This window comes from Pseudomonas sp. GW823-FHT06E10 (assembly GCF_058794995.1).
In genome coordinates, this window is the sequence record NZ_JBXAHJ010000010.1 from 76,073 (window position 1) to 95,073 (window position 19,001).

17 protein-coding genes and 1 tRNA gene are annotated in these 19,001 nt (G+C 59.9%); 8 read left to right on the plus strand and 10 right to left on the minus strand.

Translation table 11 applies throughout. From position 1 onward, the window contains the following. Nucleotides 1-31: 31 nt before the first annotated feature. Nucleotides 32-733, minus strand: coding sequence for a murein L,D-transpeptidase catalytic domain family protein (locus tag AC1Q6Y_RS17440; RefSeq protein WP_102668829.1), 702 nt, complete (start codon nt 731-733; stop codon nt 32-34). Between the two features lie 81 nt (nt 734-814). On the opposite strand from AC1Q6Y_RS17440, the gene AC1Q6Y_RS17445 reads away from it, so the two are divergent. Continuing rightward, nucleotides 815-2,569 (plus strand): L,D-transpeptidase family protein, encoded by a 1,755-nt coding sequence (locus AC1Q6Y_RS17445; RefSeq protein ID WP_492624869.1) that lies wholly within the window; start codon nt 815-817, stop codon nt 2,567-2,569. A 202-nt stretch (nt 2,570-2,771) separates the two neighbouring features. Here AC1Q6Y_RS17445 and AC1Q6Y_RS17450 read toward each other — a convergent pair whose 3' ends face one another. Then, the gene (locus AC1Q6Y_RS17450; protein WP_090454186.1) at nt 2,772-3,239 is read right to left on the minus strand and encodes a hypothetical protein; all 468 of its coding nucleotides are present in this window, start codon (nt 3,237-3,239) and stop codon (nt 2,772-2,774) included. Between the two features lie 181 nt (nt 3,240-3,420). Between AC1Q6Y_RS17450 and AC1Q6Y_RS17455 the strand changes: the two genes are divergently transcribed. Next, complete coding sequence (locus AC1Q6Y_RS17455) at nt 3,421-5,019, plus strand: sensor domain-containing diguanylate cyclase (RefSeq protein WP_492624870.1); 1,599 nt, start codon at nt 3,421-3,423, stop codon at nt 5,017-5,019. Between the two features lie 112 nt (nt 5,020-5,131). Beyond that, a complete protein-coding gene (locus AC1Q6Y_RS17460; protein ID WP_492624871.1) occupies nt 5,132-6,538 on the plus strand; it encodes a DUF1254 domain-containing protein in 1,407 nt (468 codons plus the stop codon). Nucleotides 6,539-6,573: 35 nt separating this feature from the next. Here the strand turns inward: AC1Q6Y_RS17460 and AC1Q6Y_RS17465 are convergent, their stop codons facing one another. Continuing rightward, nucleotides 6,574-6,900 (minus strand): hypothetical protein, encoded by a 327-nt coding sequence (locus tag AC1Q6Y_RS17465; RefSeq protein WP_492624872.1) that lies wholly within the window; start codon nt 6,898-6,900, stop codon nt 6,574-6,576. Between the two features lie 339 nt (nt 6,901-7,239). Here AC1Q6Y_RS17465 and AC1Q6Y_RS17470 point away from each other — a divergent pair, with 339 nt between their 5' ends. Next, nucleotides 7,240-8,034 carry an exodeoxyribonuclease III gene (locus tag AC1Q6Y_RS17470; protein ID WP_340314222.1) on the plus strand — a complete coding sequence of 265 codons (795 nt, stop codon included), beginning with the start codon at nt 7,240-7,242 and terminating at the stop codon, nt 8,032-8,034. Nucleotides 8,035-8,148: 114 nt separating this feature from the next. Next, nucleotides 8,149-8,979 carry an arylamine N-acetyltransferase family protein gene (locus tag AC1Q6Y_RS17475; RefSeq protein WP_489340135.1) on the plus strand — a complete coding sequence of 277 codons (831 nt, stop codon included), beginning with the start codon at nt 8,149-8,151 and terminating at the stop codon, nt 8,977-8,979. A gap of 55 nt (nt 8,980-9,034) precedes the next feature. On the opposite strand, the gene AC1Q6Y_RS17480 is transcribed toward AC1Q6Y_RS17475, so the two are convergent. After that, nucleotides 9,035-9,340 (minus strand): BrnA antitoxin family protein, encoded by a 306-nt coding sequence (locus AC1Q6Y_RS17480; RefSeq protein WP_090454198.1) that lies wholly within the window; start codon nt 9,338-9,340, stop codon nt 9,035-9,037. A gap of 3 nt (nt 9,341-9,343) precedes the next feature. Further along, nucleotides 9,344-9,625 carry a BrnT family toxin gene (locus AC1Q6Y_RS17485; RefSeq protein ID WP_492624873.1) on the minus strand — a complete coding sequence of 94 codons (282 nt, stop codon included), beginning with the start codon at nt 9,623-9,625 and terminating at the stop codon, nt 9,344-9,346. Nucleotides 9,626-9,879: 254 nt separating this feature from the next. Between AC1Q6Y_RS17485 and AC1Q6Y_RS17490 the strand changes: the two genes are divergently transcribed. After that, nucleotides 9,880-11,397 carry a nucleobase:cation symporter-2 family protein gene (locus tag AC1Q6Y_RS17490; RefSeq protein ID WP_057715592.1) on the plus strand — a complete coding sequence of 506 codons (1,518 nt, stop codon included), beginning with the start codon at nt 9,880-9,882 and terminating at the stop codon, nt 11,395-11,397. 134 nt (nt 11,398-11,531) lie between these two features. Here AC1Q6Y_RS17490 and AC1Q6Y_RS17495 read toward each other — a convergent pair. Beyond that, nucleotides 11,532-11,607: transfer RNA gene (locus AC1Q6Y_RS17495), tRNA-Asn, on the minus strand. Nucleotides 11,608-11,834: 227 nt separating this feature from the next. Here AC1Q6Y_RS17495 and AC1Q6Y_RS17500 point away from each other — a divergent pair. Beyond that, complete coding sequence (locus tag AC1Q6Y_RS17500) at nt 11,835-12,065, plus strand: hypothetical protein (protein WP_492624874.1); 231 nt, start codon at nt 11,835-11,837, stop codon at nt 12,063-12,065. Here AC1Q6Y_RS17500 and AC1Q6Y_RS17505 read toward each other — a convergent pair. Continuing rightward, on the minus strand, nt 12,062-12,280 hold the full coding sequence (locus AC1Q6Y_RS17505) for a hypothetical protein (protein ID WP_492624875.1): 219 nt from the start codon (nt 12,278-12,280) through the stop codon (nt 12,062-12,064). The genes AC1Q6Y_RS17500 and AC1Q6Y_RS17505 overlap by 4 nt on opposite strands. A 237-nt stretch (nt 12,281-12,517) precedes the next feature. Next, nucleotides 12,518-13,714: an amino acid aminotransferase gene (locus AC1Q6Y_RS17510; protein ID WP_057715589.1), complete on the minus strand. Its 1,197-nt coding sequence runs from the start codon at nt 13,712-13,714 to the stop codon at nt 12,518-12,520. A 336-nt stretch (nt 13,715-14,050) separates the two neighbouring features. Here AC1Q6Y_RS17510 and uvrB point away from each other — a divergent pair, with 336 nt between their 5' ends. Next, on the plus strand, nt 14,051-16,066 hold the full coding sequence (gene uvrB / locus AC1Q6Y_RS17515; protein WP_057715588.1) for an excinuclease ABC subunit UvrB: 2,016 nt from the start codon (nt 14,051-14,053) through the stop codon (nt 16,064-16,066). A 117-nt stretch (nt 16,067-16,183) separates the two neighbouring features. Here uvrB and AC1Q6Y_RS17520 read toward each other — a convergent pair whose 3' ends face one another. Beyond that, the gene (locus tag AC1Q6Y_RS17520) at nt 16,184-17,734 is read right to left on the minus strand and encodes an MDR family MFS transporter (protein WP_090454206.1); all 1,551 of its coding nucleotides are present in this window, start codon (nt 17,732-17,734) and stop codon (nt 16,184-16,186) included. Continuing rightward, a complete protein-coding gene (locus AC1Q6Y_RS17525; RefSeq protein WP_492624876.1) occupies nt 17,724-18,812 on the minus strand; it encodes an HlyD family secretion protein in 1,089 nt (362 codons plus the stop codon). The genes AC1Q6Y_RS17520 and AC1Q6Y_RS17525 overlap by 11 nt, the downstream gene beginning before the upstream one ends. Between the last annotated feature and the right edge of the window lie 189 nt (nt 18,813-19,001).

Genomic DNA, 19,001 nt, shown 5'->3' on the forward strand with positions numbered 1-19,001 from the left:
AAGATTACAGTTTTGACAGGTTGGGCGTCGCTTACCGGCGTGAAGTGGACTTTTCCCTTGAGGCCACCGTGTCGCCGCTGCAGTTGATGTAGGAAGACGACTTCAGCCAGCGTTGGTCCGGGTAGTAGGAAAACAACAATTGCCCGTCCTTCATCGAATCAATCAGCCGATGGGCAATCGCCGGCCTGACGGCCGGGCAACCCAGGCTGCGGCCGATGCGGCCATTGGCGCGGGCCAGTACCGGGCTGACATAGGGCGCGCCGTGAATGACGATGGCCCGGTCAAAGGCGTTATCGTTGAAGCCGGGCTCCAGGCCTTCCATGCGCAGCGAGTAACCGTTCTGGCCGAGGTAGCTTTGCTGGGTGCGGAACAGACCGATGCTGGTGGCGTGGCTTTCGTTGCGGTTGGAGAACAGCGTGGCCATGTTTTCACCGCTGTTGCGGCCATGGGCGACCAGTTCGTGAAACAGCAACTTGCGCCGTTTAAGGTCGAAGACCCACAGGCGTTGTTCGGTCGAGGGCAGGGAGTAATCGATCACCGCCAGTCGTTGGGCGGGGGCGACACCTTGGGCACGGCTGCATTGAGTGGCACGAACGGCCAGGGCAATCACTTTGGCGTCGGCGCCGGGTGCTGCTTTGACCAGCGCGTTTTCAAGCGAATCGGCGTAGGCTGACGTTACTGAAAGGCACGTCAGTAAAATGGCAAATAAAAGGCCAAAGCGGTTTAGCGCCATAGTCGGGTCTCATCATGATAATTTCGAGTCTAGCAGCGAGCGGAAAACTAGCCGTTTGAAACGGGGGATTAAGGATTATCCATGGTGCAGTTAACAAGGTCATTCGTCATAAGCCGCATGTTTTTTATGGGCTTTCTGATCAGCGGTGCAGCGTTTGGGCAAGTTTCGCCGATTGAGCCGGTATCTGCGGCGAGCAGCACAATCGATGCCGCGGCGCCCGACGACGCGGTCGGCCAAGCGATTCAAGCGACCCTGGAACCGCTGCGATCGGCCTTTCCGCCGTTGCTCACGTCCAGGCGCCATCAGCGTGTGGATGTCAACCGGGTGGTGCTGGATTTCTATATGCATCGCAACTATCGCGCCGCGTGGACGGATGATCGTGACGTGGCGCAATTACTCAAGAGCCTCGAAGAGACCCGGATCGACGGCCTGAATCCGGCGGATTTCCGCATCACCGAACTGGCTCAGGCCCATGAGTCGCTGGTGGCTGCCATGCCTTCCACGGCGCAACGGGCGATGTTCGATATGGCGGCGACCCGCACGTTCATCACCGCGCTGCTGCAACTGCGCCGGGGTAAAGTCGATCCGTCGCGGCTGGACATTCACTGGAATTTCGATCCTGCCGGCGGCAATGCCCACGAGGACATGAACAACCTGTTCGCCGCCCTCGATGCCCATGACGTTGCGCGTGCATTCGCCGATGCGCCTCCTCAGGAAGAGATTTACCGCAATTTGCGTGAAGGCCTGGCCCGGTTGCGCCAGGTCCATGATGCGGGCGGCTGGCCGAAAGTCACTGAAGGGCAATCGCTCAAGCCCGGCATGGACGGGGTGGCGGTGGCTCAATTGCGTGCGCGTCTGGTGGCGGGCGGTTACCTGGACGCGCACCTGTCGAAAAAAACCGGTTACGACGACAAGGTCATTGCCGCGGTGAAGAAGTATCAGGCCGAGCAATACCTGGCGGCCGATGGTGTGGCGGGGGCGGCGACGCTGGCGGCGCTGAACGTGCCGGTCGAGGCGCGGATCGATCAGGTGCGGGTCAACATGGAGCGCGCCCGGTGGCTGTTGTACAAACTGCAGGGCACGTTTGTGATCGTTGATATCGCCGGATACAAGGTGGCGATGTACCGTGACGGTCTGCCGATCTGGCGTTCGCGAGTGCAAGTCGGCAAGCCGGTGCGCAGTACGCCGGTGTTCCAGGCCGAAATCACCTATATCACGTTCAACCCGACCTGGACCGTGCCGCCGACCATCCTCAAGCAGGACGTGATTCCGAAAGTCCAGAACGATCCGGGTTATCTGGCGGCCAACCGGATTCGCGTGCTGGATCGCGAAGGCAATGTGCTCGATCCGTCGAGTGTCGACTGGAGCAACCCGCGAGGCATCCACCTGCGTCAGGATGCCGGCCCCGACAGTTCGCTGGGGCAGGTGGTGATCCGCTTCCCCAACGACTATGCGATTTACCTGCATGACACGCCGCACCGCGAGCTGTTTGCCAAAACGGTCCGGGCCACCAGTTCAGGCTGCATCCGCGTGGAAAACCCCTTGCAACTGGTCGAGCTGTTGTTTAACGACCCGGTGCGCTGGAACAGCGCCGGGATTCAAAAACAGTTGGCCAATGGCAGGACCGAGAACATCCCGCTACCGGTGAAAGTGCCGGTGTTGTTGGCTTACTGGACCGTGGACCTGAGCAATGACGGGCGGGTGACGTTCAAGCCCGACATTTATGATTACGATGCCAGGGTGCTGCAGGGCCTGAGTCAGCCTACGAAATTGCCAGCTCTGGACTTGCGTCGCGCAGAGATACCGCTGGTGGTGACGGGGCAGAACAAGCTGTAGCGAAAGACTGGAAACGGGCGCTATGGGCTAATGCCAATGCCAATGCCAATGGCGCTATGGGCTAATGCTAATACTGTAGGAGCGAGCTTGCTCGCGATGGTCGTTAACGATACCGCGTGTTTACTAGCTAAACGCAGCGCCCTTGAGTCCATCGCGAGCAAGCTCGCTCCTACAGGTATTACCAAGCCGTTCGGCAATCACCCTAAAGCGCCAGCCCTTGTTGCACCGCTAAAAGCAGATCGCTTTCCGTCAGCGCCACCGCGTCCAGTTGTACTGTGGCCTGCTCGATCGTTTGTAGCCACCAGTGTGTTTCACCGTGTTCGTCCACGGTGCGCAACAGGGCGAACTCTTTGGGTTGTGAGTGAATTTCGACCCGTCCCTCGCCATCGGCTGTGAAGCGTGCAACCGGGTCAAAGGTAAGGCTGTGGGCGTTGCCGGAGATTACCAACTGGTCGATGGCATAGCGGTAAGTGCCCCGGATCGGGCAAATCTCGATCACATGGGTGGGGTTGCGCCGCAGGACCAGGCCAACTTCGGTCAAGGGCTGCAGCCAGGTCTCTATCCGTTGATACAGTTCGTAGACCTGGCCCGGCCAGGTATCGATCGCCTGATCCGCGCTGGCAAGCCGTGTTTGTTTCAATTTTGCCGCGAGCTCGTCTGCCTTGCTCATGTCGATTCCCTGTATTGAGGTCAATTTAATCGTAGCTCGTTGGCGAGCAGGCAGCGCTGTCCTGGGTCATGTTTGCAGCACCACCGGGCAAGTGTGACCACTGGGCAAGTGATCGCCCATTTTTCATGGATAACCCCGTAAACTACGCCCCCCGAAGACTGAGGGCTTTGGGTCGTTGCCCATGCCTTGCCCCCGACAGGATGAATTTTTGCCCACGCGCTTTAACGACCCGGACCACGCCCCTGGCATCGCATTGAAACGCATACCGCTGCGCAAGGCCGCGGTATTGTTCATTGCCACGGTGTGCCTGTGCCTGTGCGGTTTGCTCTACCTGCAACTGGAACAGTCCCGTCGCCACGACCTGAGCCTGGCGCAAGTGGCGTCTTCGAACCTGACGCGGGCCATGGCGCAGCAAGCCGAAGACACCTTCATGAAGGCCGACCTGGTGTTGACCAGTCTGGTGGACTGGATTCAGGTCGACGGGTTCGGCCCGGACCAACGGCCTCGCTTGCAGCAGACCTTCGCTCGGCGCGTGCTGGCGCTGGATCAGTTGCACGGCATCCTGCTGTTCGACCAGAAGGGCCAGTGGGTGGTGACCTCGTTTGAAAATCTGCCTCGGGGGCCCGGCGTCGCCGATCGCGAGTACTTCAAGTATCACCAGCAGAACGTATCGTCGGTGGCGCATATCGGCCCGGCCATTCGCAGTCGGGAAAACGGTGAGTGGATCATTCCGGTTTCCAAACGGGTCAACGACAAGAACGGCCGTTTCCAGGGCGTATTGCTGGCCGGCATCAAGATGTCGTACTTCGACCAGTTCTTCAAAAGCTTCAGCCTCGACGACAACGGCTCGATGTTTCTCGGCCTGACCGATGGCACGCTGTTGGCGCGTCGACCTTTTGTGGAGGCGCAGATTGGCGCGTCGCTGGCCCAGAGCGAGATTTTCCAGAAGTCCCTGCCACTGGCCAGCTCCGGCAATGCGATGTTCACATCCATCATCGATGGTGTGACACGCCTTTACGGTTACCGACAGCTGGAGGCGTATCCGCTGGTGGTCACGGCGGCGTCGTCCACGGAATCCATTCTCGCGGGCTGGTACGACACGGCGTTTCGCTCCAGTCTCATTGTTGCCCTGGTATTGCTGGGCGTGGGGCTGTTCGGGTGGGTGTTCCTGCATCAGGTGCGTGTTGGCGAGCGGGTCGAGGCGGATTTGCGCAGGGCACAGCAAGCGCTGGAGCTGATCGCCACCCACGACAGCCTGACCGGATTGGCCAACCGCCGATTGTTCGAGCGGGCGCTGGACGTCGAGTTCGGGCGCGGCGCCCGGCAGGCGAGCCCTTTGAGCCTGATCATGCTCGATATCGATTACTTCAAGCGCTACAACGACACCTACGGCCACGTGGTGGGGGATCACTGTCTGGCCGAAGTGGCACGCGCGCTGAAGAGTTGCTGCCACCGCAAGGCCGATCTGGCGGTGCGTTACGGCGGCGAAGAGTTTGCGGTGCTGCTGCCGGACACCGACATCCACGGCGCCATGACGATTGCCGAGCAGATCCGCCGCAGGGTCATCGACAAGAACATCTGCCACACCGGCTCGCCCAATGGCTACGTGACGGTGAGTCTTGGTTGCTATTCGTTCGTGCCGTCGGGGCGTGACAGCATGGATGTGTTTGTCGAGCGGGCGGATGCGGCGTTGTATCAGGCTAAGCATTTGGGGAGAAACCGCGTGGCAACGTTGTCGATGGCCGGTGGCGTCGAGGCGTTGATGCGCTCCGATCGTTGAGGTGCTGTTGCTGCCGGTGGTCTGTCTCCCTGGCCTGGCAGAATTGATCGTCTAGAGTTCCGATTGTTCTGTCGATCCCGGCAGACATCCACTCGCATGGACGATCGCCAACATGTTGATACCTCAAACGTTGACAGCCGTTGCTTTGACCGTCGCAGCCACTGCCATCTTTCCGCTGGCCAGCCACGCGCAATCGAAAATCACCGCCGAAGAAGCTCACTCGATCGGCGTGGATGCCTACATCTATTTTTACCCGCTGCTGAGCATGGACGTCACTCGCAAGCAGTTCACCAACATCGAGCCGGGCAAGGAGTTCGGTAAAGGCCCGATGAACATGTTTGTGAGTGTGCCGCAGTACCCGCCTGCCGATTTCAGAGGGGTGGTGCGCTCTAATTTCGACACGTTGTATTCGATTGCCTGGCTGGACTTGACCAAGGAACCGCTGGTGATCGCCGCGCCCGATACCGATGGGCGTTTCTACCTGTTACCGATGCTGGATATGTGGACCGACGTATTCGCTTCGCCGGGCTGGCGCACCACGGGCACTGAGGCCGGGCAATTTCTGGTGACGCCGCCGGGATGGACCGGGACGGTGCCCGCCGGGATGAGCCACCTGTCGGCGCCAACTCCGTTTGTCTGGGTCATCGGCCGTACCAAGACTGATGGCGCGGCGGATTACGCGGCGGTGCACAAGATCCAGGCCGGTTACACGGTTACGCCGTTGTCCCGGTTGGGCAAGGAGCCTGAAGCCGTCACCGTGAAGGTCGACCCGGCGGTGGACATGAAAACGCCACCGAAGATTCAGGTCGATTCCATGTCGGCTGCCAACTACTTCACTTACGCTGCCGAACTGCTGAAAGTGAATCCGCCGCACAGCACCGACCAGCCCATGCTGGCGCAGATCAAACGGATCGGCATCGAACCCGGCAAGCCGTTCGACATGGACACGCTGGATCCGCAAATCCAGGCCGCGCTGCAAAGCGTGCCCCAGGATGCGCAGGCCTTGATGACCTGGAAAGTGCCGACCCTGGCGCGGGAGGTCAATGGCTGGTCGATGAACACTGACACCATGGGCGTCTACGGCAACTACTACCTCAAGCGCGCCATCGTTACGCAGGTGGGGCTCGGTGCCAACCTGCCCGAGGACGCAATTTATCCGTTGAACATCGGCGACAGCAACGGCAAGCCGCTCGAGGGCGCAAACAAGTACGTGCTGCATTTCAACAAGGGCGAGGCGCCGCCAGTGAATGCCTTCTGGTCGATCACCCTGTATGACCCGGAAGGGTTCCAGGTCGCCAACTCACTCAATCGTTTTGCGGTCAGTAGCTGGATGCCGTTCAAGGACAACGCCGATGGCTCGCTGGATCTCTATTTCCAGAACGAAAGCCCTGGCAAGGACCTGGAGGCCAACTGGCTACCGGCACCCAAAGGGCCGTTCAACCTGACCATGCGTCTGTACGGCCCGAAAGCCGAGGCGCTGAATGGCAAGTGGAACCCGCCAGCGGTCAAGCCGATGTAGGCCTCAGGTCACAAAAAGCGGCCAATGACGGCATGTCATTGGCGGCTTTTGCCTGTCCAGCTACCTGTTCCGCCGCCAGCACCGCCGGTTCCGCCACCGGGCGCACCGGTGCCGCCGCCCGCGCCACTGCCCGGGCCATTGACGCCGGTGCTGCCGCTTGGCGAGCCGGGGCTTTGTCCGCGCCCGTTATTACTCGAGGGATCGCTGGGCCTGTTGTTGTCTGGCAGCAGAGTTGAATTGCGGGTTGCGCCGGGTGCCGTACCGGTCGCGCCAGGACCATCGCCGGACGCCGCAAACGTGGCCAGGGACGTAGCCGACAACCATCCGGCCATGAGCAGTGAAGTCATTTTTATGTTCATCATGGTCGTCTCCGGGGATGAGTCGTTACCTGATGTTAGTGTGAAGGGTCACGCGGTTGGTGCCGACTCGGTTGACGAATGGCACGGGGCCTCAGGGGGCCACCGATCCATGGCCAAACGAGAACCCTGTGAGAGCGGGCTTGCCCGCGAAAGCGACAGGTCAGGCAAATGGTTGGCCACTGATACGACGCCATCGCGAGCAAGCTCGCTCCCACACAGCTCTCAGCGTCAGCAAGGCCTATGATCGACCGGCGTGCGCTCAAGGTGCTAGCGCCCCCGGGACCGCTGACGCACCCTGCCGGTGCCACACGTCAGGCACCTCGTCCTCAGGAGTGTCCGTTCATGAAAAACTTGCGGATCGCCACGTTCAACGTCAATGGCCTGCGCGCACGCCTGCCGAATCTGTTGGCCTGGCTTGAGCGGGAAAAACCGGATATCGCCTGCCTGCAGGAATTGAAGGCAGTGGACAGCGCATTCCCGGCGGCTGAGCTTGAAGCGGCCGGCTACGGTGCCATTTGGCAGGGTCAGGCGTCCTGGAACGGCGTGGCGATCCTGGCGCGGGATGCGCAGCCGCTGGAAAGCCGACGCGGGTTGCCCGGCGATGACAGCGACAACCATAGTCGGTATCTGGAAGCCGCTGTCCACGGAGTTCTGGTGGGTTGCCTGTATTTGCCCAACGGCAACCCGCAACCGGGGCCGAAATTCGATTACAAGCTGGCGTGGTTCGAACGGCTTATCCGTTACGCGCAGACGCTTGAAGGAAGCGAACATCCGGTGGTGCTGGCGGGGGACTACAACGTGGTGCCCACCGACCTGGACATCTACAACCCGCGCTCCTGGCTCAAGGACGCCTTGCTGCAACCGGAAAGTCGCGAGTGCTACCAACGGTTGCTGGACCAGGGCTGGACCGATTCATTGCGGCACTTGCATCCACAGGATCGGCTCTACACGTTCTGGGATTATTTCCGTCAGCACTGGCAGAAAAACTCGGGGCTGCGCATTGACCATCTGCTGCTCAACCCGGCCCTGAGTCCGTATCTGCAAGATGCCGGGGTGGATGCGTGGGTGCGTAACGAGCCCCATGCCAGCGACCACGCGCCCACCTGGATTCAATTGGGCTCGCACAAGCGGCGTTGAGTTTTTTCATGCCGGGTGATTGGCTAAATCAATTGTCGGCGGCAGTGCTTGATCCCGTATACATAGCGGCCACTGGCGGAGCAATCCGCCGCTTGCGTGCAAAAGGACTGAACGATGAGCGAGCCACGCCTGACCGACCGTGCTTTGTATCTGGAACGCCTGGGCTTCGATGCACCTCCAGCACCGACCCTGGAAACCTTGCGCCAGCTGCAATTGCGCCATACCGGCGTTTTCCCGTTTGAAAACCTCACCACATTATCCGGCGAGCCGGTGCTGATCGACTTGCCGTCCATAGAGCAGAAGGTCTTGCACGAAGGTCGTGGCGGTTACTGCTACGAACTCAACAACCTGTTCCTGGCCTTGCTACAGGAATTGGGTTTCGACGCCCGTGCCATCAGCGGCCGGGTGGTGATGGGGCAGCCGGAGGGCTCCTGGACTGCCCGGACCCACCGCCTGAGCCTGGTCATCATCAATGACGTGCGCTACATCACCGACGTCGGCTTCGGCGGCATGGTACCGACCGCGCCCCTGTTGCTTGATACCCGCGCCGAACAACCAACCCCGCACGAGTCGTATCGCATCGATCTGCACGTCGACGGCTTTACCCTGCGCGCCAACGTTGCGGGTGAATGGCGAGCGATGTACATCTTCGACCTGCAACGCCAGGAAGATATCGATTTTGCTGTGGGCAACTGGTACGTCTCGACCCACCCCGAGTCGTCTTTCGTCAAGCAGTTGATGGTGGCACGCACCGGGGAGGGGTGGCGACGCACGCTCAACAATGGCAGCTTCGCGATTCACCGGATTGGCCATGACAGCGAGCGGCGGGAGGTGACGGATGTTCAGGAACTGATTGGCCTGCTGGGCAGCGAGTTCGGCATTCGCGTACCGGAACAGGCGCAATTGGCACGGACTCTGAAACGATTGATCGCAGCACCGCAGTAACAGGCTGATCCTGGACATCGCACAGAGCTGATCCGATTGATCGGCCCTTTGTGTTTCAGGGCCGAACACCCGGCTCCATCACCCGTTGGATTTCGCGCAAGGCCTCTGCCAGTTTCTGCTCCAGCCCCTTGAGTTCGGCAGGGGTGAGGGTTTGTTTCAGGTGTGCGCTCTTGCCTTCGTTGAGCAGGGCTCGGCGCAAGGTATTGTTGATCACCGTCTGGTAGCCGTACCCCTCGTGTTCTGCCAGTGCGCGGGCTGCTTCGATGACTGCGTCATCGAGCATGATGGTAATGCGGGTCTTGCCTTTGGCAGGCGCCACGGCCCCCCGCCTGGCGTTACTGAAATCGTATTCGTCTTTCATCGGTCATGCCTCCAGGTACTGACGACGCTCGCTTTTGGTGGCGATGCGCGCGGAAATGATTCGAACGAAATTCGGATCGCGGTGGGTGTACACGACAACCAGCAATCGGCCTTTGCCGTCCAGCCCCAGGGTGATCCAGCGTTGTTCATCATGGTGGTTGTCCTCGATGGTCAGCGCTCGCTCGTCATGGAATACCGGTTCAGTCTCTGCGAGGCTGATGCCTTGGTGCTTGAGTTTGTTGGCTGCGTTCTTGGCCTTGTGGAACTGAATTTCGAATGACTTCATTATGCATACTTTATATGTATGTAGAAGAGGCGGGCCTTACCGATGGTCGCCAGGAATTCAAAAGACTAGTCAGCACGCGGGTGCGGGCGGCGAGGGATGTATTTCAAGGTTTTTGGCGTGGCCAGGAGGGTGGGTGTCAGGCGGAAATGGACAAGTATCCATTTTGTGACTGATAAGTTGTATACAACTCTATAGACATTTGTCCTATGTCTTGCATACAGTGTGCGCATAACAAAAACCAGGGAACCCCCTCCATGAAAACGCCCCATGTTTCACACCAACGGCCCGAGGACGAAAATCTTGGGATCGGCGCGAATATGGCTTATGGCCTGCAACATGTTCTGACCATGTATGGCGGTATCGTCGCGGTGCCATTGATCATCGGCCAGGCGGCCGGGCTCTCGCCGGCGGACATCGGTTTGTTGATTGCTGCTTCATTGTTTGCGGGGGGGCTGGCAACGCTGCTGCAAACCCTGGGTTTACCGTTTTTTGGTTGTCAATTGCCGCTGGTGCAGGGCGTATCCTTCTCCGGCGTCGCGACCATGGTGGCGATTGTCAGCAGTGGCGGGGAGGGCGGGTTTCAATCGGTGCTGGGGGCGGTGATAGCGGCGTCCCTGATCGGGTTACTGATAACCCCGGTGTTCTCGCGTATCACCAAGTTCTTCCCGCCGCTGGTGACCGGCATCGTGATTACCACCATTGGCCTGACGCTGATGCCGGTAGCCGCGCGCTGGGCAATGGGCGGCAACAGCCATGCGCCGGACTTCGGCAGCATGGCGAACATCGGTCTGGCGGCGGTAACGCTGGTGCTGGTGCTGTTTCTGAGCAAAATCGGCAGTGCGACCATCTCTCGCCTGTCGATTCTGTTGGCCATGGTCATTGGTACGGTGATCGCGGTGTTCCTTGGCATGGCGGATTTCTCGTCCGTAACCCAGGGCCCGATGTTCGGCTTCCCGACGCCGTTCCACTTCGGCATGCCGACCTTTCACTTTGCTGCGATCCTGTCGATGTGCATCGTGGTGATGGTGACGCTGGTGGAGACCTCGGCGGACATTCTGGCCGTCGGCGAGATCATCGGCACCAAGGTTGACTCCAAGCGCCTGGGCAACGGTCTGCGCGCCGACATGCTGTCGAGCATGTTCGCACCGATCTTCGGTTCCTTCACCCAGAGCGCCTTCGCCCAGAACGTCGGTCTGGTGGCGGTCACGGGCATCAAGAGCCGCTACGTGGTGGCAACCGGCGGTCTGTTCCTGGTGATCCTCGGTCTGCTGCCCTTCATGGGCCGGGTCATCGCCGCCGTACCGACCTCCGTATTGGGTGGCGCTGGCATCGTGCTGTTCGGTACCGTCGCGGCCAGCGGCATTCGGACCTTGTCCAAGGTCGACTACCGCAACAACGTCAACCTGATCATCGTCGCGACCTCGATTGGCTTCGGCATGATCCCGATCGCGGCACCTAGCTTCTACGATCACTTCCCGAGCTGGTTCGCGACCATTTTCCATTCGGGCATCAGTTCTTCGGCAATCATGGCCATCGTGCTGAACCTGACCTTCAACCACCTCACCGCCGGCAACTCCGACCAGCAATCGGTGTTTGCGGCCGGTACCGAGCGGGTGCTGCGTTATCAGGATCTGGCGGCGTTGCGTGAAGGGGACTACTTCAGCGACGGTAAACTGCATGATTGCGACGGCAAGGAGATTCCGGTGCTGGAATCGGAACACGGCGTGGCGGAACCACGGGCGGTCCACACGAAAAGCAGTGAGCATGTCTGACGTTCACGGCAACTGAAAAAAGCCGATCTGTCGAATGGACAGATCGGCTTTTTGCTTTTCAGGCGGTGGCTTTTCAATCGACCACAAAAAAGCCCCTGGATCTTTCGATTCAGGGGCTTTTCGATGTTGCTGTCTGGCTCCACGACCTGGACTCGAACCAGGGACCCAGTGATTAACAGTCACTTGCTCTACCAACTGAGCTATCGCGGAATGGCGCGTATCTTACTGATTCAAAAAGAGAAGTCAAGCACCGAATAACAATTTGAGCGAATCATCGGGACGGGCGGTGGTTTAGCGGCGATTGGCGGTTACCAGGATCGCCCCAGAGGTCTACCATGGCTGCCCGGAAGTGGTGACACGCGCTGCCGGCCATTCGCCGAAAAGGTACGCGCCATGAATCATTTGACCCTCACACCTCGACACCACGGGATGCACCCATGAGCATCTCTCAGATCAGCCTGCCCAAAGGTGTCGGCCCCTACGCTGAAAAGTTGTTCGACGCCATCACTCAGGCCGGCACCGCTGAAGCATTGAACCGTGCTGGCGGCAAGGCCGAAGGTTTTGTCCTGGGCCTGGAAAGCACTAAAGCGATCAAGAGCCAGGTCGCTGAATCGCTGTATGTCGCCTACGACGACGCTGCCAGCCAGCGCGCGACCGAACTGGCTTAACCGCCGAAGGTAATCGTGCCAAGCATCAGTTTGGCGTAGAGCGCCGTGGCACCCAATTGCACCAGCCACAGGGCCAGGCCGCCGAGAAACACACCGGCGGCTACTTGCATCACCAGGTTGTTGCCGCGTTTTGCCGGGGCGCGGGGGGTGAAGTGATCCAGGTCATCCAGGTCATCCAGGTCATCACGGTCGGCGCGCAGGTCATCGTTTTTCATGTGGGTTCTCGCAGGAATTCCAGGGTGTATTCAAACCTGTGGGAGCGAGCTTGCTCGCGATGAGGGCATCACATTCAACATTGATGTTGGCAGGACAATCGCTATCGCGAGCAAGCTCGCTCCCACAGTGGATAGTTGTGTGCAGTTTAGAGGGCTCGCTCTAGTTGCCGAAAATTATCTGTGACAAATAAAAAACGGGAAGCCACATGGCTTCCCGTTTTTCATTTCAAGGTGTCATCAGATGACTTGGACGATAGCGTCCGTCACAACCTTGATGTTGCTCTGGTTCAACGCGGCCACGCAGATGCGGCCGGTGTCCAGGGCGTAGATGCCGAACTCGTTGCGCAGGCGGTGAACTTGCTCAACCGTCAGGCCGGAGTAGGAGAACATACCGCACTGACGACCGACGAAGCTGAAATCGCGCTGAGGCGCTTTTTGTGCCAGCAGGTCGACCATCTGGGTACGCATGCCACGAATGCGCAGGCGCATTTCGGCCAGTTCGGCTTCCCACTGGGCGCGCAGTTCCGGGCTGTTCAGCACTGCAGCGACAACGCTGGCACCGTGGGTCGGCGGGTTGGAGTAGTTGGTGCGGATCACGCGTTTGACTTGCGACAACACGCGCGCGCTTTCTTCTTTCGATTCGCTGACGATCGACAGGGCACCCACGCGCTCGCCGTACAGCGAGAACGACTTGGAGAAGGAGCTGGAGGCGAAGAAAGTCAGGCCCGACTCGGCAAACAGGCGTACGGCAGCGGCGTCTTCGTCGATGCCATCGCCGAAGCCCTGGTAGGCCATGTCGAGGAACGGCACGTGGCCTTTGGCTTTAACCACGTCCAGGACGTTTTTCCAGTCCGCCGGGCTCAGGTCCACGCCGGTCGGGTTGTGGCAGCAGGCGTGCAGCACGATGATCGAGCCGTTTGGCAGCGCGTTCAGGTCTTCCAGCATGCCGGTACGGTTCACGTCGTGGGTCGCGGCGTCGTAGTAACGGTAGTTCTGCACCGGGAAACCGGCGGTTTCGAACAGCGCGCGGTGGTTTTCCCAGCTCGGGTCGCTGATCGCCACAACGGCGTTCGGCAGCAGTTGCTTGAGGAAGTCGGCACCGATTTTCAGTGCGCCAGTACCGCCAACGGCCTGGGTGGTGATTACACGGCCGGCAGCGATCAGCGGCGAGTCATTGCCGAACAGCAGCTTTTGCACGGCCTGGTCGTAGGCGGCGATGCCGTCGATTGGCAGGTAGCCACGGGAAACGTGTTGAGCGGCGCGAATGGTTTCGGCTTCGACAACGGCGCGCAGGAGTGGAATTCGCCCCTCCTCGTTGCAGTAAACACCGACCCCCAGGTTGACTTTGTTGGTCCGGGTATCGGCGTTGAATGCTTCGTTGAGGCCCAGGATTGGATCGCGTGGTGCCATTTCGACAGCGGAGAACAGGCTCATTATTGCGGCGGCTCTGAATGGAGTGTGGAGGGACGTGTCGCGCTCCAGCCGAATGCACTAGAGCGGTGCACAAACGGGGAGCTAGTATAGAGGCCATCCGCGATCAATGGCGACAGGCTATTCGGCTTTTAAGGTAAGTTTTTCCGATTATTTTGCGACCGTTAGTCGAAAGGCGTCGGCAAAGGTTTTGCGCGATGTAGGACGTTTGCCTTGAAAGCGCTGGCAATCGGCTCCACATTGAGCACAATCCAGTTTTTTCTTCGGGCGACATCGGTCGTTTGCGGTCTTTCTCGTTCGTGCCGGTTTTGCCGGCAAGCGTGATTCCAGAGGTATTTCATGTCTGAATTCCAGCTAGTCACCCGTTTCGAGCCCGCCGGCGATCAGCCGGAAGCCATCCGCCTGATGGTCGAGGGCATCGAAGCCGGGCTGGCGCACCAGACGCTGCTCGGTGTGACCGGCTCGGGCAAGACCTTCAGCATCGCCAATGTGATCGCCCAGGTGCAGCGCCCGACCCTGGTGCTGGCGCCGAACAAGACCCTGGCGGCGCAGTTGTACGGTGAGTTCAAGGCGTTCTTCCCGAACAACGCGGTGGAGTATTTCGTTTCCTACTACGACTACTACCAGCCGGAAGCCTATGTGCCGTCCTCGGACACCTTCATCGAGAAAGACGCCTCGATCAACGACCACATCGAGCAAATGCGTTTGTCGGCGACCAAGGCATTGCTCGAGCGCAAAGACGCGATCATCGTCACCACGGTGTCGTGCATCTACGGTCTGGGCAGTCCGGAAACCTATTTGAAGATGGTGTTGCACGTGGATCGCGGCGACCGGCTCGACCAGCGCGAATTGCTGCGACGCCTGGCTGACCTGCAATACACCCGCAACGACATGGATTTTGCCCGTGCGACCTTCCGCGTGCGTGGCGATGTGATCGATATCCACCCGGCGGAATCCGACTTCGAGGCGATCCGCATCGAGCTGTTCGACGATGAAGTGGAAAGCCTGTCGGCGTTCGATCCGCTCACCGGCGAAGTCATTCGCAAACTGCCGCGCTTCACCTTCTACCCGAAGAGCCACTACGTGACGCCACGGGAAACCCTGATGGGCGCGGTCGAGGGCATCAAGGTCGAGTTGCAGGAGCGTCTGGAATACCTGCGCTCCAACAACAAATTGGTGGAAGCCCAGCGCCTGGAGCAGCGCACCCGTTTCGACCTGGAGATGATCCTCGAGCTGGGTTACTGCAACGGCATCGAAAACTACTCGCGCTATCTGTCCGGCCGCGAAGCCGGCGCGGCACCACCAACCCTTTACGATTACCTGCCTGCCGATGCTTTGCTGGTGATCGACGAGTCCCATGTCAGCGTTCCGCAGGTCGGTGCGATGTACAAAGGCGACCGTTCGCGTAAAGAGACACTGGTGGAATACGGTTTCCGCTTGCCTTCAGCGCTGGATAACCGGCCGATGCGTTTCGATGAATGGGAAAGCATCAGCCCGCAGACGATTTTCGTCTCGGCGACCCCGGGCAACTACGAAGCCGAACACGCTGGCCGCGTCATTGACATGGTGGTGCGCCCGACCGGGCTGGTGGACCCACAAATCGAGATTCGCCCGGCACTGACCCAGGTCGACGACTTGCTGTCGGAAATCACCAAGCGCGTCGCTCTGGAAGAGCGAGTGCTGGTCACGACACTGACCAAGCGCATGGCCGAAGACTTGACTGATTATTTGGCCGATCACGGTGTGCGCGTGCGCTATTTGCACTCGGACATCGACACCGTGGAGCGGGTCGAGATCATCCGTGATCTGCGCCTGGGTACTTTCGATGTGCTGGTGGGGATCAACCTGCTGCGCGAAGGCCTGGATATGCCGGAAGTGTCGCTGGTGGCGATCCTCGATGCCGACAAGGAAGGTTTCCTGCGTTCCGAGCGCTCACTGATCCAGACCATCGGGCGTGCGGCACGTAACCTTAATGGCCGGGCGATTCTGTATGCCGACCGGATTACCGGTTCCATGGAGCGCGCGATCGGCGAAACCGAGCGCCGTCGCGACAAGCAGATCGCCTTCAACCTGGCCAACGGCATCACCCCCAAAGGTGTGTTCAAGGACGTCGCCGACATCATGGAAGGCGCCACCGTGCCGGGTTCGCGCAGCAAGAAGCGCAAGGGCATGGCCAAGGCTGCGGAAGAGAACGCCAAATACGAAGCGGAGTTGCGCTCGCCGGGCGAGATCGCCAAGCGTATCAAGGCCTTGGAAGAGAAGATGTATGCGTTGGCGCGCGATCTGGAGTTTGAAGCGGCGGCGCAGATGCGCGATGAGATTGGCAAGTTGCGCGAGCGGTTGATTACTGTTTGATTTGTAGTGTCTGAACTGGCCTCATCGCGAGCAAGCTCGCTCCCACAGGGATCACACCGAACCTTGTGGGAGCGAGCTTGCTCGCGATGAGGCCGGTCAGGGCGCTGCAAGTATCAATTAGTGTGCTTCCCCAGCCTTCAACCCCTCCGGCAACTTCTTGGTCAGCAACACCGCCACCATGCTGATCCCCAACGCAATCCCGACAAAATGAAACGCATCGTTGTAGGCCATGATCGACGCCTGCTGGTGGGCGATCTCGCTGAGTTTGCCCAGGGCTGCCGTTTCATTGCCCAGCCTGTCAGCCAGTGAGGCGATCCGTTCAGCGACCTGCGGATTACTCGGCACGATGGATTCACGCAGGTAATCAAAGTAAACCTTGGTCCGCGCATCCAGCAGCGTGGCGAGCAGGGCGATGCCGATGGCGCCGCCGAGGTTGCGCAGGATGTTGAACAGGCTCGAGGCCGATCCCGCATCCTGGGGCAGGATGTAGGCGGTCGCGATCAGCGAGATGGTGACCATGATCAGTGGCTGGCCCAGGGCGCGGATGATCTGGATCTGATTGAACTGCGGCCCGGCAAAGTCCGGGTTCAACACGCCCGAAGAGAAACTCGCCAACCCGAATAGCCCGAAGCCCAGTGTGCACAGCCATTTGGGCGAGACGTATTTCATCAATTTGGGCACCAGCGGAATCAGAAACAGCTGCGGCACGCCCATCCACATGATCACTTCGCCGATCTGCAGGGCGTTGTAGTTCTGGATCTGCGCCAGGTACAGCGGCAACAGGTAGATCGAGCCGTACAGCCCGACCCCCATCCCGACACTGGAAATGCTTGATAGGCCAAAGTTGCGATTGCGCAGGATGCCGAGGTTGATCAGCGGATTGGGTTTGGAGGTCTGCACGATCACAAAGCTGATCAGGCTGACCAGCGCGATGCTGCCAAGGGTTACGATCAGGCTCGATTCCAGCCAGTCCTTGCGATGGCCTTCCTCCAGAAACACCTGCAAGCAACCGAGCCCGACGCCGAGGGTGAGAATGCCGGCGTAGTCGGTGCTTTTCAGCAATTCCCAGTGGGCTTCTTTTTTCTCCAGGCCGTACATCAAGCCGGCGATCATGATCAGGCCGGGCGGGATGTTGATGTAGAAAATGTATTCCCAGCCCCAGTTTTCCGTCAGCCAGCCGCCGAGGGTCGGGCCGATGGAGGGCGCGAAGGTGGCGGTCATGGCGAACATGGCCATGCCTTTGGCGCGGTGGTGTTCCGGGAGCTTGATCAGGGTCAGGGTGAACGCCAGCGGAATCAGCGCGCCACCGGTAAAGCCTTGCAGGGCGCGGAACACAATCATGCTTTCCAGGCTCCACGCCATGGAGCAGAGCAGGGACGCGACCAGGAATCCGAGGGACACCCAGACCGCCAGGCGCCGGGCTGACAGCAGCTGCACGAGCCAGGCGGTGAGCGGGATCATGATGATTTCCGCCACCAGGTACGAAGTGGAAATCCACGAACCTTCTTCCAGGGTCGCCGACAGTGCACCCTGGATGTCCTTGAGCGAGGAGTTGGTGATCTGGATGTCCAGCACCGCCATGAACGCACCGAGCATCACGCTCATCACCGCAATCCAGTCCCGCCGGGTCGGTTCGCCGACCGGGCGGATCAGTTGATCACCGGCCATCGTCAGGGGCGTCTTTGTGGCTCACTTTGGGGGTGATTTCTTCAGGGGTGTCCTTGATGTTCACCTTGGCGGTGACCGACATGCCCGGGCGGATCTTGCCGCGCAGCGGATTGTCCGCGGCGAAGGTCAGTTTGACCGGAATCCGTTGTACGACTTTGGTGAAGTTGCCCGTGGCATTGTCCGGCGGCAACAGGCTGAACTGCGCGCCCGAGGCGGCGAACAGGCTGTCGACCCGGGCTTTGATCGGGGTGTCGCTGTAGGCGTCGAAGGTCAGTTCGGCTTCCTGGCCGGGCTGCATGTGGCCAATCTGGGTTTCCTTGAAATTGGCCTGAATCCAGATGTCTTCGTCCGGCACGATCGACAACAGGTAAGCGCCGGCCTGCACATATTGGCCTTCGCGGGCTGCACGCTGGCCGATCAGGCCGCTGATGGGGGCGTGGATTTCGCTGCGGGTCAGGTTCAGTTCGGCCTGGGCCAGGTCGGTTTGGGCGTTGGCGATCTGCGCGTCGAGGCGTTTGATCTCTGCATTCAGCGCGTTGACCTGCTGGCGCTGGCTTTGCGCGTCGGCCTGGGCCTTGGCCACTTGCGAGCGTGCGATGTGGTTGTCGGCGGAGAGGGTGGTCACCCGTTCTTCCGAAATATAGCCGGGTTTGCGCAGGGTCTCGGCGCGGGTCAGGTCGATCTGCGAGCGACCCAGGCTGGCCTGGCTGGACGCGACTTGCGCTTCGCTGGCGGCAATCAGGCTGGCCTGCTGGGTCAGTTTACTCTGGGCTTGCAGGCGTTCGGCCTGGCGGGTGGCCAGGGCGGCATTGGCGCGGTCGACAGCGAGGCGGAAGTCGTCGCCCTCGAGTTTGACCAGCAACTGGCCTTTCTCGACATGCTGGTTGTCCTGCACCAGCACCTGATCGATACGCGCGCCCAATTGGCTCGACACGCGGGTGATCTCGCCCTGGACATAAGCGTTGTCGGTGCTTTCATAAAAGCGCCCCTTCAAGAGCCAATGGGCAAACAGGCCCCCGGCAATCAACAGGACAATCAGCAGGAACGAGAAGAGGCGACGCTTGAGTTGGGCAGGCATGGGGCAAACTGTAGTCGAGAAATTGTAAGAGAAGTTATCAGCGGGCAAATCTGGCATACAGCCGATAAGCGGTAAATGCTGTCGGCTGATTTTCGGCCATTCACCTCCCTGTACGGGCGTTACAGACGCAACCTTGGCTTAAATGCCCTGTTCACTGGAGCCGGGCGGGTGTCGCCTGTTACCATTCGC

Excerpts from the sequence above, each read along its gene's own strand:
- AC1Q6Y_RS17445 (WP_492624869.1), top strand. The coding sequence starts at position 815 with ATGGTGCAGTTAACAAGGTCATTCGTCATAAGCCGCATGTTTTTTATG.
- AC1Q6Y_RS17460 (WP_492624871.1), top strand. The coding sequence starts at position 5,132 with ATGTTGATACCTCAAACGTTGACAGCCGTTGCTTTGACCGTCGCAGCC.
- AC1Q6Y_RS17490 (WP_057715592.1), top strand. The coding sequence starts at position 9,880 with ATGAAAACGCCCCATGTTTCACACCAACGGCCCGAGGACGAAAATCTT.
- AC1Q6Y_RS17500 (WP_492624874.1), top strand. The coding sequence starts at position 11,835 with ATGAGCATCTCTCAGATCAGCCTGCCCAAAGGTGTCGGCCCCTACGCT.
- AC1Q6Y_RS17520 (WP_090454206.1), bottom strand. The coding sequence starts at position 17,734 with ATGGCCGGTGATCAACTGATCCGCCCGGTCGGCGAACCGACCCGGCGG.
- uvrB (WP_057715588.1), top strand. The coding sequence starts at position 14,051 with ATGTCTGAATTCCAGCTAGTCACCCGTTTCGAGCCCGCCGGCGATCAG.
- AC1Q6Y_RS17450 (WP_090454186.1), bottom strand. The coding sequence starts at position 3,239 with ATGAGCAAGGCAGACGAGCTCGCGGCAAAATTGAAACAAACACGGCTT.
- AC1Q6Y_RS17485 (WP_492624873.1), bottom strand. The coding sequence starts at position 9,625 with ATGAAGTCATTCGAAATTCAGTTCCACAAGGCCAAGAACGCAGCCAAC.
- AC1Q6Y_RS17510 (WP_057715589.1), bottom strand. The coding sequence starts at position 13,714 with ATGAGCCTGTTCTCCGCTGTCGAAATGGCACCACGCGATCCAATCCTG.
- AC1Q6Y_RS17475 (WP_489340135.1), top strand. The coding sequence starts at position 8,149 with ATGAGCGAGCCACGCCTGACCGACCGTGCTTTGTATCTGGAACGCCTG.
- AC1Q6Y_RS17470 (WP_340314222.1), top strand. The coding sequence starts at position 7,240 with ATGAAAAACTTGCGGATCGCCACGTTCAACGTCAATGGCCTGCGCGCA.
- AC1Q6Y_RS17525 (WP_492624876.1), bottom strand. The coding sequence starts at position 18,812 with ATGCCTGCCCAACTCAAGCGTCGCCTCTTCTCGTTCCTGCTGATTGTC.
- AC1Q6Y_RS17455 (WP_492624870.1), top strand. The coding sequence starts at position 3,421 with ATGCCTTGCCCCCGACAGGATGAATTTTTGCCCACGCGCTTTAACGAC.
- AC1Q6Y_RS17440 (WP_102668829.1), bottom strand. The coding sequence starts at position 733 with ATGGCGCTAAACCGCTTTGGCCTTTTATTTGCCATTTTACTGACGTGC.
- AC1Q6Y_RS17505 (WP_492624875.1), bottom strand. The coding sequence starts at position 12,280 with ATGAAAAACGATGACCTGCGCGCCGACCGTGATGACCTGGATGACCTG.
- AC1Q6Y_RS17480 (WP_090454198.1), bottom strand. The coding sequence starts at position 9,340 with ATGAAAGACGAATACGATTTCAGTAACGCCAGGCGGGGGGCCGTGGCG.
- AC1Q6Y_RS17465 (WP_492624872.1), bottom strand. The coding sequence starts at position 6,900 with ATGATGAACATAAAAATGACTTCACTGCTCATGGCCGGATGGTTGTCG.